The following is an 11,745-nucleotide window of genomic DNA, read 5'->3' on the forward strand; positions in this document are numbered from 1 at the left end:
GGCCTCACCAACCCCCTGCAAGGCGTGGCCAACGTGCTGGCTGCCGTGGGCACGGTGTGGATCTTCCTCATGATGTTGCTGATCGTGGCCGACGTGCTGGGCCGCAACTTCTTTGACGCGCCCATCACCGGCGTGGCCGAATTCGCCGCCCGCTCGGTGGCCTCCATCGTCTTTCTGCAACTGGCCGCTGCCATCTGCTCCGGCCGCATGACGCGCAGCGACTTCCTGCTGCGCATCATCGGCAAACGCTCGCCCGCCGCCTTCAAGGCGCTGGAGGTGTTCAATGTCGTCGTCGGCGCATTGCTCTTCTTCGCGCTCGCCTGGATCGCCTGGCCCGAACTCGTTGAGGCCATGAAGATCCACGAGTACTTCGGTGTGCAGGGTGTCTTCACTGTGGTCACCTGGCCGTTCCGTGCCCTCATCGTGCTGGGCTCCGTGGTCGCGGCCCTGGCCTACCTCGCCTGCATCCCTTCGCTGCTGCGCCAGCCCCCTTTCAATGGAGCACCCGCATGAGCGAACTGGCCCTGGGCGGGCTCCTGATTGGAGCCCTGGTGTTTTTCGTGCTGATCGGTCTGCACATCGCTGTCGCGCTGACGGCGGTCGGCTTCGCCGGCATCTGGCTCATCCGCGAAGACGTGGACATGGCCATGCGGCTCATGTACCTATCGGCCTACAACGGCGTGGCCGACTACATCTTCGCCACCATCCCGCTCTTTGTGTTGATGGGGCTGCTCGTTTCGATATCGAACGTGGGCAAGGACACCTTTGACGTGGCCGAGACGCTGCTGCGGCGCCTGCGCGGTGGCCTGGGCGTGGCCACCGTGGCGGCCAACACGGTGTTCGCCGCGGTCACCGGCGTGTCCATTGCGTCGGCCGCGGTGTTCACCCGCGTTGCCGTGCCGGAAATGGTGAGCCACGGCTACCGCGCCAGCTTCGCCGCCGGCACCGTGGCCGGCAGCTCGGTGCTGGGCATGATGATCCCGCCCAGCCTGCTGCTCATCATTTACGGCGTGCTGGCCGAACAATCCATCGGCACCCTGTTCATCGCAGGCATCATCCCCGGCTTTGCCATGGCGGGAGCCTTCGCCGCCATGATCATGCTCATGGCCCGCTTCACGCCGGGCCTGGTGTTCGACCTCAAGCGCCAGGCCGAGCTGGCGGCCGAGCGCAGCACTGCTCGTCTGCTCACCACCACCGAAATGCTCGGCAAGCTGGTGCCTATCGCGGCGCTGGTGGCGCTGGTGCTGGGCGGCTTGTACTCGGGTTTCTTCACGCCCACCGAAGCCGGTGGTGTGGGCGCGTTCGGTGCCTTCGTCATCGCCATCCTGCGGCGCAGGCTCGGCGGGGGGAATCTGTGGCGCGTGCTCACCGAAACCGGCGCTGTGTCGGTCGGCATCCTCATCTTGCTGGTGGCGGCAGGTTTCTACAGCCGCATGCTGTCGGTGGCGGGTGTGCCCATGGCCATCAGCGATCTGGTGCAAGACGCAGGCCTGGGCCCCTACGGCTTCCTGTTCCTGTACGTGGTGATCCTGTTGCTGCTGGGCATGATCCTGGACTCCAGTTCCATCCTGCTGATCATGACGCCGGTGGCCGTGCCCATCGCCGCCGCACTCGATTTCAACCTGATCCACTTCGGCATCATCACCGTCATCGCGGTGGAGATCGGCCTGCTCACCCCGCCCTTCGGCATCTCGGTGTTCACCGTCAAGTCCACGCTGAACGACCCCAAGGTGTCGGTGGAAAGCATCTTCGCCGGCACCCTGCCCTACGTGGGCGTGATGCTGGTGGTGCTGCTGCTGATCGCCATCTTTCCGGTGATGGCGCTGGCCTTGACCTGATACAGCGGCTTCGCCTGCCAGGCGAAGCCCGCTGTCAGTCCGGGGAAGGGGCCGCCTGCATGCCCATGTAGGTCTTGAGGAAGATCACTTTTTTGTAGGTGACCGCTGCCAACGACAACAGCGATAACCCCAGGGCAAACGCCCAGTGCGGATGAAAGATCACGGCCACGCCGGACAGCATGGCCGACACGATCAACCCGCCGATGGAGATCAACCGCCAGCGGCGCATGGCCGCGTGGACAGGATTGGGCATCGGCGCTTCAACACGGAAGCCATGAATGGCGCCGAACGCGAACAGGATGCATGCACCAAACATCGCATCGGGAACGGCCCAGAGGTGCGACAGTCCGGCAATCACCGCCATACCCTCCAACTGATCCGGCAGGCCGTATTCCGCCACCGTCAGACCAACGGCATAAATCAGCAACGGCAAACACACCGCGAGCACCTCCAGCACAAGCTCGTCTTGCGCGCGCCGCCACTGCCGGGTCTTGATGAATTCTTTCGGCGTCATGCCACCACCTCCGTATCCAGGATCTCGTCGACCACGAAGCTGAAGTCGTGCTCGGCGTCGAGGCTTTCGAAAAACATGGGTGCAAAACACAGTTGCAGGTCGTACTTCGCGTCACAACCCGCCATCAGGAAACCGCGAACGGATCTACCCTCTGCCGCGTCGGCCAGCGCCAGCACATTGGTCGCCATGAGCAAGGATGTGATGTCCGGAATGGGTGTTTGGGCAGCACTGTGCGAGAAAACGTATTGCACAAAGTCGCTCTCGCCTTGCCGCAGAAACCCCTCGCGGGGCGTGGCGCGCCGAACCCGAAAGCCGAGCATGCCCACCCTGAACAGGGAGGAGAGTGCGATCAGCGCCTTGATCTCGTCGACCGGCCCGGAGTCGGCCGCGCCGCTCACCGGCACCAGCACGGGCGCAATACCCGACTGCACAAAATCGGCGAAGCTGAACACCGTCTTGAATTCCGCCCTGTGCAGCCGCGCAATGGCGGTGTGCAGCGTGGGCAGGGAAGACTTCCACTCGGGAATGATCTGGGACTGGACGATCCTCGTGTTGTTGCTGGCCACCACCATGTTCATCGCCCGGGAATCGATCTGCTTTCCGCTGAGGCGCAGATGCTCAAGCAGGCCGAGGGCCTGCGACATGACTTCCCGGGGTCGGCGCGTGGTGTGCCGCACCAGGTAGTCGCTGGCCAGCTCCTTGCGCTGAACCCGCTTGTTGGAACTGGCGACCTGAAACGGAAACAGGTCGGACCAGTTGGCACCGGGAATGACCGAAGCGACGCGGCTGTCCAGCATCTCCCGCAGGTGCTCCAGTGACCAGCTGATCTGCACAAACAACAGCTGCTGGTGCGCGGCGATTTCCCGCAGGTCCAGGTCGACCACCAGGTCTTCGGGCAAAGACGCAACAAGACGCAGCCACCGGAAGGACTTTTGTCGCTGGACCTTGTACAAGGCACTGATCAGGCCGTGCAGAAAGTTGCGCCGCAGCGTCTGGGTGGTCGATGGGTTGTTCGTCACAAGCCGGTCAACAAAATCGTCAAACCGGTCCAGTGCAACCGTCACATGCAGCCGGGCATTCCCGATCAATGCGGCACCCTTGATGAGTTCGGTGGGCAACTCCTGAAGCGCGACCAGGGGTTCGCGATCCCGCTCACGCTCGCGTTCGCGTTCCTGGTCAAACTCCAGTGACCTGGCAAATCCTTCGTCGGACGGGATCATCCTGGCCAGCAAGGCGCCGAGGTAGGGCAGGAAACCTTTGCTGACCCCGGTGGTGTCTGCAAACTGCACCTGGATGTCGAGTTCCTGCAGCGTGCGCTGCTCCAACGCCTTGAGCGCAGCCACATCGGCTTGCAGCTGCCCCAACGCCTGCAGCTCGATCGCTTTGCTGCAACCCACCCTGAGTGCCACCAGCAACAGGTACTTGCTCCACAGTTCCCGGGCGATGAAATCCGGAGCCATGGTCGGGTGCCTTGCATGGATCAAGTCCATGATTTGACGAAACTTGTTGATCAGTTCGGTGAAGTAGGTGTCCTCGATATCGATCTGCTCGAACACCTCACAAACCCGCTCGCCACTGGGCTTGGCGCCGTTCACGCGAAGGTCGTGCGCCAGACGGCGCAGCAGGGCGGTCTTGCCATCACCCTTGCGCCCAAGCAGCACGGTATTCGACCGTGTGGTCCTGCGCGCCGTGAGTTCAACAAACGCCTGGGTACGCACGAACACCCCATCGTCCTCGATCGATTCGTCGTATTCCCCTTTCAACTGCGAGAAACTGCGGATGAGTTGGTCCAGCGTTTCTTCGCTCAGCTCCCTGCGGCCCTGCTTCATCATCTGGTCTCCAAGTAGTACAAAAATGCATGTCTTTTACATGATGTTGATACTTTTTGGTAATTTTCAAGATGCTTGAATGGTTTTGGCGAGGTGCGCCATGAGGCCACCGGTGGTCCGTGAGGCCACCGGGCGGGCCCAGCCGGGAGGGCTACAGGAACGCGCGCAGCAAGTCGGCGCCCGAGGTAGGCCGGGGTGCTGCAGCACGTCCGTCTGGCACAGGTGCAGGCCAGGGCGCAGCACCGCGCCGAGCCGCCCCCAGATCGCCTGCCATACGGCAACGAAACTGAGTTCATCCTGTTCGTGAGGCAAGAGCAAAGGGCCCGCCCGCGCAGGCGGCGCATCGGTGGCCCGCTCTTCAGCGCAAGCAGTTGGCCTACGATGGTCATGGTGCCCGAGTCGGCATCATGCTCAAAGCGAGCTTCTCAAGCTGCCAGATGGACAACACCAGCAGGCCTCTGAGTTGAGTTGCTGCAACCATGGCAGCCAGCGTACGAATCACGCACCTGCAGTCTGTAAAAGGTCTGCAGGTGGGGCCAAGAAAAAGCCCGCTATCGAAACGATATCGGGCTTTTTTTGTTTACTGGGGTGGCTGATGGGGCTCGAACCGTGACCCCGTAAGCTGTTGATTCAAATGAACTTGTCTGACAAAGCGGCAGATTGTGTCTGCGAATTCGTCACACCTACTCGTAACACCAAGTACGCCGACACTCGGACAACGGAATGATGGACGGCACGGATGCGCAAACCGAGCACCCACCAAAACTTCGCAGTACGACAGAACCACTTGTTTCGCAGGTCCTACCAGCGGAAAAGCGTATCGAGCAGGACTGGCTCGGGATCTCAAGGAACATGGTGGAAAAGCTGAAGTCTTTGATTTCACCGGTGGCTTCGAACATCTCCTCAGGCCCTTTTTGGATCACCGCAACGGGGCTGAGCGTGAACTTACGGCCCCCAAGCGTTGCCCGAACCCGGAATGCGCTGTTACCAGGGTTCTCACCAAGGTTTCCCCAGCGCAGGATCATCACGCCCTAGCGAGTATTGCCCGTGCCCTCACGCATACGCAGTTGGTACTCGGTCATCCTGCGCGTACACGAAGCGCTGCTGCCCGCCCAGGTGCCGGGCAATGCCACAGGGTTGCCCTTGGGCGCACGCAGCGGGATGCCACTGGCGAGCTGATCCATGCGCTGCAGATGGGCGCGGTAGTTCGCCTTGTGACGCAGGCTCGCCTGTTGAATCGACTCCGCATCCTGGGCCCTATTTCAACCTGACCGCTTCTTTCCAATCCTCATCGCACTTGTTACGTACACGATCCATGTCGCCCATGGCGACAACAGACTGGAACAGGGAACAGGCGTTCTTCGTGATTTGGCGTGTGAGTCTTTTCTCGGCTGCGTCGTTCAACAGCGGCGAATTGACAGCACTTTCAACGGCGGCGTCCAGTCCGATGGACTTCATGAGCTTATCTGGACCGCCCATTGCAAAGGCCGCAACGAAACCAGCCACGGCAGTGAGCAGAACCAACGGGATGACCGCCGTGAAAATGAGGCGCACTGCGGTCAGGAACAGTCGGGCAAATATGAAGCCCCACACGAGTGCTGCGGCCAACAACATCGCCACATCTGCGGTGTTCACCTCGCGCAAGCTGCCGAAAGCTGTCGGTATGAAGATGCCCCCCGCAGCGAAACCAATCATCCAGACCACCAACAGAACGAGCCCGATGTCTCCGGCAACCGTTGATGGACGCGAGGCGACAGCAAGCCCCGCCATGGCGGCCTGTGGTGCCCGGGGGTCCAGGATCACGATCTGGTTTGTGCTCTCCTGGCGCTCGTACAAACGGGGGTCCTCCCATTTCATACGCACCAGCCACTTGGCTTTGTACGCAAGCACGCAAATCAGGATGGAGACACCGAGGTACATGGCGAGTTGAAGATCCATGGCAATGGCTGTCCGTGTTGGTTTTCAGTCAAACTTGTTCTATCGGCACCGCCGCTTGGGAAAGATGCTGGTTTCGATTCCGATGTCTGCCACCGGCAGAGCTCAGCACTGAGCGGTGAGGTAACTCAGTGATCGTCCACCGATTGAAGGCGTGGACTGACGTAGGGTAGGTCGCTGAACTTGGAACTCTCTTGGATGAGGCGGGTGAGCTTGGCACCCGCCTGTCTGTGCAGGCTCGCAGCTCTCCTCATCCGCTTGTTGACGCCGCTCAATCGCCAGATGAGTAGGTGCATGAAGGCTTGCCGACAATCTCTGCCATTTCCGACGAGGTAGGTGCTCGATCTAGCTTGCTTAACGAATAGTCGTTGGGTACTGTCTTGGAGCGGACAAATATCTGAACCCAGACATCTCCTTCCCTGGCGTCTTGGGGTGCCCTACCCTTCTTGAAAATCGCGTTGGCTTGTTTGGCGTTGAGAATCGAGACACGCGTCACCCTGCCGAGATCTTCAGCTGAACAACCGGTGTCCAAAAGTGCAGTGAGCGGATTCACCAGCTGCGCACCCGATGCTAGAGAAGACGCAAGCCACAACCCAGTGGCAATCGAAATGAGGCGGCACATGCTTTTGTTTTTCATTGGTAACTCTGTCATCGTGTTGCGGGATAGTTAGGTTGATTGATGCCGACCCAGTGAGCCGTGTGACAACTTCCCGCCAACCTGTCGACACTGGTGGTACTTATTCGTCGAGGAATTCTTGGGCGGTCAGATGCAGGTCTGGCGCACGCCTGAGCAGTTCGATGAACTTCCTCTCAGTTGCGTAAGAAGGCAAATTCGGCACCTCCGCCTTCTTGCGGAAGTTCACGCACCATGGGATCGGCAGGCGCGGGTTGGCGCCAGCCTCTATAAGTTGTTTGACCAGAGCATCGTTGCCATGCAGTGCCGCGATGTCCAGCCAGCGCGCGTTTTCGGGCACCTTCCCTCCATACGCGGCATTTCCACAATTCCCAATCAACTCCTCGATTTCTCCGTAGCGATCGGCACCAACGCGCATCTGCCGGGCCATTGATCGGATCACAATTGCCATCCGGTCGGGCGGCTTGACAAACGTGCGCGGATTGAATATTTGGTACCACACAGGTCCCAGAAACGGCTGGTTGATATCCCCGGGAATCCCTTCCTGAAGAAAGAAGCTGATGGTGTCAAAGTTGTTCGTGGCCGGGGATTCGGCCAGTCGGTAAAGGAATGTGAGATCGACCGTGTGGGGGTCGGCGCCCGATGCCTTAACGGCGGCGTAACGTCGAATTGGCGCGTTGTTTACGAGCAGGCAAAGAAAGTCCGGACAGGAGGCACTTTCTTCGGTCATGGCCTCGGTGCGTTGGTCGATGCGGGCCAGTGTCGTGTTCGCTTGATCTACGCCTTGCTGTACGCGTGCAACCTGGGTCTGCAGATCGAACAGTACGGTCTGTACGTCACGTACCTTCCCAAAGGACGAGGCGATCCATCCGCCCTCTTTGGCCCGCAGGGTGGCGCCGGCCGAACCCAACCCCAGCGCTGACAACAGCAAGCCGAAGCCCAACGCCTTCAACCGCTGCACCACGGGTTCGGCGGGCAGGCGCCAGAAGCACAGCGCGGCGGCCAGGCCCATCACCCCCGCCACCAGCAGCAAGCCCGGCACGCCGAGCAGGGGCGACGCAAAGTCGATCACCGCCCACAGCGTGATGCACAGCGCAAGCACCGCGTTGAGCGGTATCAGGTGCTCGCGCACCTGCTGCGTGACCAGTTCGTAGGTCGATTTTTTGGTTGTGTTTGTTGTGTCGTTCATGACAATTCGCCCCTGTCGATCAGACAGGCAGCGGGTTGGAGGGTTGACTCAGGCCGCTGTGCCAGACCCGTTGCAATGGAAGATCCCGAAGGAGTGACTCGATGGTGATCACACGCAGACCGCCCAGCGGAGTGGAGATCGGTTTGAGCACCGGCTCCCCTGCCCACCCGCCGCTCTGGGCCAGCATCCAGATCAACTCGGTGCAGTACAGACGCGTGGTCTCGGCCGCATCAAAGGCTCCGTCAAACGGCCGTCCCACGGTGCTGATGGCATCGGCTTGCAGCGTCTGCTGAGCTGCAGGGCTTGCCCCTCGCCAGCGATACAGTCCTGCGGCTGCGATACCGTCCACCGACGTGAAAGTGTCCAGCCTGTCGAGCGTGACCCGTCGGGTGTCGGAACTGGCATGCACCACACCCCACACGGGCTCGGCTGGATGGCGCACGAGCACACCGGCATGGGTGTAGTCAGACACGCCGTCGAACCAGCGCACGACGTTTCCCTCAACGCTGCGCGTGCCACGAAATAGCACGTCCCCCGCCCGCGCTTGTGCGGCGATAGCCGACGTATCGATCGTTGCGCTCTCACCACCGGACCGATGCACCAGCAAGCCAACGGCTGACAGGCTCACGGCCGCTGCCGCGGACAGCAAGGTTCGACGATGCACTTCAGCGTTATTCACTGGAGGCTCACGTACCAGCGGCCTTCGTGCTTGAGCAGCCGGATGCGCTGCTCCGTCTTCATTCGGCCATCGGCACGATCGAGCTCCATTCGCACAAGGGCAGACGTATCGTCTTCTTGCACCACCACCGCATTCGTGGGGAACGCGGTGGAATCTCCAGCCGCCTTCATCCTCGCGGTCGTCATCATTAGCTGCATCTTTTCGTCGACTTCCGGGCTGCGCTGAGCCGGGTGGATGAGAGCCAATGCGTCTTTGATCTTTCCCTGTTCGAGCGCCTGGTAGAAGGCCTCGGCGGTCTGCGCCGGTCCACTCCCGAAGGCGAACAGCCCGGAGAGCCAGCGGCCCATGTCGAAGCCCGAACCGGTCGTGGCGGAAGACGCAGCGGCTCCCTCCCGGGACTTTCCTGCCAACGCGAGCAAATCCGCCGGTGCCGCCTCGGCCCAGTCACCATCATTGCGAACCAGCACGAGCATCTCGCTGCGCGGAGACAATTTGTTTCCAAGCTCCTGAGCCACCCGGCCAGCCTTGGCGAATTCGGGCACACCGGTCCAGGCGAAGCCCACCAAAAGACGCGCGAGGCGGTCGTCACCACCATCTTGGGGTTGCAGCGTCACGTCGCTCACCTCCAAGTTATCGGCCAGACACAAGCGCCCGTTTTGGATGTGGCGCTGCGCGTTGGGCCCGTGCGCAAACACCAGGCTGCCCGACGTGTTGGTGCCACGGCTCTCGTACACACCCCCAGCCACCAGAGCTTCCAACCAAACGCGGGTGTTGGTGTTCCATGGATCGACGTTCACCGGATTCGTGGCGTAGGGAAAATTCCGGATGCAAGCGGACTGCATCAGATCTTCCTTGTTCCGGGCCAACCATTCGCGCGCCAGGCGGTCCTGGTCTTTCGAAGATGGCGAGCCATTGGCCAACAACGCCCAGCCTGCCACCGCCGCCATAACCACCACCAGCGCGGCAATGCCCGCCCACAGCATGCGTCTGGGATCCCGAATGGAGAAGGTGGAGACGCCGGGCATATCTGAGCGGGAGACCGGCGGACTCGATGCGAGCGATTGCGAAGGCGCACCTGCTCGTTTTTTCAGTGCCGCACCGCAGTGGTCGCAGAAACTGGCGTCGATCTCATTGGCGGTGCCGCAGGCCGCGCAATAGCGTGTCGTGGGATTCATCGGTTCACGCCATCGCGTGTCCGCAGTGCTCGCAAAACCGGTCACCCGGCTCCACGGCACCACCACACTGGGGGCAAGCGATAGCAGAGGTTGCAGGAGCCGCAGCAACAAGGGCCGCAGCTGGTCCAGGCTCGCTCGCTGGAGCGCTGTTAGCCGCCAGCGACGCACCCGCAGCCTGGCCGCGCTCTTTGATCTCATTGACTTTGCGGTTCATCTGAACGAGTGCGGCGTCTGCCGTTTCGCGAATGGCGGACAAATCCACCCTCCTCGAATACTCGGCCCAGGTGAGAACACCCACCATCAGCGGCAACAGAAACACCACTGCACCTGCGAGTGCAAACACCAGCGAATAACCAATACCCAGGCCCGCAGCAGGTCCCGCGAGGCCACTTCGTCCACCTATCAGCATGCTGAAATCGAGGTTCATGCCGGCGCCGATGATGGGAATGGCCATGCCCCCCACCACGAAGCTCGACGTGAACAGTACGAAAAAGAGCAGACTGCCGAACAGCGCCGACAAGAGCAGACCGGCAATCATCTTGGCCATCAGCTCGAAGGGGTGGCGCCGCGTGACCGTCCAGGTGATGGACAGGGCGTGGAACACCCTCTCACCGTTCCAGATGGCGGGCGCGACCAGAGACGTGGCCACGTACAAGCCGATGAGGGCCGTGGCCACCGCCAGCACGGACAGCGGCACCACCAGCACCAGCAGCATGGGACCCAGGCCGGGCAACTTGCACACTGCCAGTGCCACCGCCACAGCAAGCAGCAGGCCCAGATAGGCCATCACAATCATCACGCCGGCACCAAGCAGGCGGGGCAGTGTGAACACACCGGCCAACACATAGCCGGGCAGGCTGCGGAAGGGGCGGGCGTGCGCAAGATCGGTCAGGCAGATGCCCGCGCCGTTTATGCCTGCGAACAGCACGACCAGCGCGATCAAGCTGAACAAGGCGGTGAACGCCCACGAGGCGTTGGCCAGCAAGCCACCAAGCGCGACCAGCAGCATGGCCGCGATGGCGGACCCCGCGATCACGGCAACAGCGCGCCAGCAGGTGATGGCCTCGGCCAGGCGCAGCAGTGAATAGGTCGGGTCCTGTTCAACCAGTGTGTTTTTCATCATGGTGGTGTCCCTGGGTTCAGTTGTTCGGTGAATCGTTTTGTTTGGTCAGAGGGCAATCGGGGATCTTTCCCCACAAGTCACCGCAGTTCAGCTGGCGAACCTTGACCACACAAAAGCCCTTGGTGAACAGGTTCGACTCGCCGTCGCACTGCCGAAGCGCTGCCCGCACACGGTCTGCCCCGGCAAGAGGAGCAGGAGCGGCTGGTACTGGCGCTGGCACGGGAGCGGGCGCGGGTGCTGGCGCTGGAGCGGGATTCATCGGGATGAAACGCAATGGCGGCAAAGGCGGTTCGGTCTTTGGAGCGGGTGCTGGTCTGGCTTGTGGCTTGGGGGTCGCCTGTGCAGGCCGCTCGGTCGGGGCTTTCACTGCTGGGGGTGCTGGCACTGGCACTGGCACTGGTGCTGGTGCTGGCACTGGTGCTGGCTCGGGTGCAGGCACTGGAACAGGCGGAGGTGGTGCCTGGACCGGCGGCGTGACAATCGGCACCGCTGCGACCGGGGGAACCACTGCGGGCGCCTGGCTGACGATCTCGGGTGCGTCCGAGCGGGCCATCATGGTCCACACTGCGCCTCCGATGGCCGCAAGGCCTGCCACAGCGGCAATGACCACAGCGACCCGTTGGCCGGTAGTGGACTTGCGTGAAACAGATGCGACTGACTGCTCAGTTGCCTGCCCCATCAAGTTTGGCGTCGGCGTCGGCGTCGGCGTCGGCGGTGGCGGCGAAGGAAGAACCGGTACGAGCGGAGTGATCACACCCGAGTTTGCGGAAGCCTCCAGCGGCTTGCCGCACTCACCACAGAACCGGGCATTCGGCTTTCGAAGCGCCCC

12 protein-coding genes are annotated in these 11,745 nt (G+C 61.7%); 4 read left to right on the plus strand and 8 right to left on the minus strand.

Going from position 1 to position 11,745, the window contains the following annotated elements; translation table 11 throughout:
* Both Q0C59_RS09625 and Q0C59_RS09630 read left to right on the plus strand, forming a co-directional pair.
* Positions 1–513, plus strand: a 513-nt coding sequence (locus Q0C59_RS09625) for a TRAP transporter small permease (protein WP_366518837.1), incomplete at its 5' end; no start/stop codon positions are given.
* Positions 510–1,838, plus strand: coding sequence for a TRAP transporter large permease (locus Q0C59_RS09630; RefSeq protein WP_291214510.1), 1,329 nt, complete (start codon positions 510–512; stop codon positions 1,836–1,838). The genes Q0C59_RS09625 and Q0C59_RS09630, both read left to right, overlap by 4 nt.
* A 34-nt stretch (positions 1,839–1,872) precedes the next feature.
* On the opposite strand, the gene Q0C59_RS09635 is transcribed toward Q0C59_RS09630, so the two are convergent.
* From Q0C59_RS09635 to Q0C59_RS09670, 8 genes are all read right to left on the minus strand, one after another.
* On the minus strand, positions 1,873–2,352 hold the full coding sequence (locus Q0C59_RS09635) for a hypothetical protein (RefSeq protein ID WP_291214511.1): 480 nt from the start codon (positions 2,350–2,352) through the stop codon (positions 1,873–1,875).
* Positions 2,349–4,184 (minus strand): P-loop ATPase, Sll1717 family, encoded by a 1,836-nt coding sequence (locus Q0C59_RS09640; RefSeq protein WP_291214512.1) that lies wholly within the window; start codon positions 4,182–4,184, stop codon positions 2,349–2,351. The genes Q0C59_RS09635 and Q0C59_RS09640 overlap by 4 nt, the downstream gene beginning before the upstream one ends.
* Positions 4,185–5,438: 1,254 nt before the next feature.
* Positions 5,439–6,119: a hypothetical protein gene (locus Q0C59_RS09645; protein WP_291214513.1), complete on the minus strand. Its 681-nt coding sequence runs from the start codon at positions 6,117–6,119 to the stop codon at positions 5,439–5,441.
* A 268-nt stretch (positions 6,120–6,387) separates the two neighbouring features.
* Positions 6,388–6,753: a hypothetical protein gene (locus Q0C59_RS09650; protein ID WP_291214515.1), complete on the minus strand. Its 366-nt coding sequence runs from the start codon at positions 6,751–6,753 to the stop codon at positions 6,388–6,390.
* A gap of 100 nt (positions 6,754–6,853) precedes the next feature.
* Entirely contained in the window at positions 6,854–7,939 is a 1,086-nt protein-coding gene (locus Q0C59_RS09655; protein WP_291214516.1) for a hypothetical protein, read from the minus strand.
* 19 nt (positions 7,940–7,958) lie between these two features.
* The gene (locus Q0C59_RS09660) at positions 7,959–8,618 is read right to left on the minus strand and encodes a YiiX/YebB-like N1pC/P60 family cysteine hydrolase (RefSeq protein WP_291214518.1); all 660 of its coding nucleotides are present in this window, start codon (positions 8,616–8,618) and stop codon (positions 7,959–7,961) included.
* Entirely contained in the window at positions 8,615–9,793 is a 1,179-nt protein-coding gene (locus Q0C59_RS09665) for a DUF4878 domain-containing protein (protein WP_291214521.1), read from the minus strand. Before Q0C59_RS09665 ends, Q0C59_RS09660 begins: the two co-directional genes overlap by 4 nt.
* A gap of 4 nt (positions 9,794–9,797) precedes the next feature.
* On the minus strand, positions 9,798–10,916 hold the full coding sequence (locus Q0C59_RS09670; protein WP_291214524.1) for a zinc ribbon domain-containing protein: 1,119 nt from the start codon (positions 10,914–10,916) through the stop codon (positions 9,798–9,800).
* A 339-nt stretch (positions 10,917–11,255) separates the two neighbouring features.
* Between Q0C59_RS09670 and Q0C59_RS09675 the strand changes: the two genes are divergently transcribed.
* Together Q0C59_RS09675 and Q0C59_RS09680 are read left to right on the plus strand one after the other, a co-directional pair.
* A complete protein-coding gene (locus tag Q0C59_RS09675) occupies positions 11,256–11,393 on the plus strand; it encodes a hypothetical protein (protein ID WP_291214527.1) in 138 nt (45 codons plus the stop codon).
* Positions 11,390–11,745 (plus strand): hypothetical protein (locus Q0C59_RS09680; protein WP_291214529.1); only part of this gene is annotated, 356 nt, incomplete at its 3' end. The genes Q0C59_RS09675 and Q0C59_RS09680, both read left to right, overlap by 4 nt.

The organism is Hydrogenophaga sp. (assembly GCF_022844385.1).
Classification (GTDB): Bacteria; Pseudomonadota; Gammaproteobacteria; order Burkholderiales; family Burkholderiaceae_C; genus Hydrogenophaga.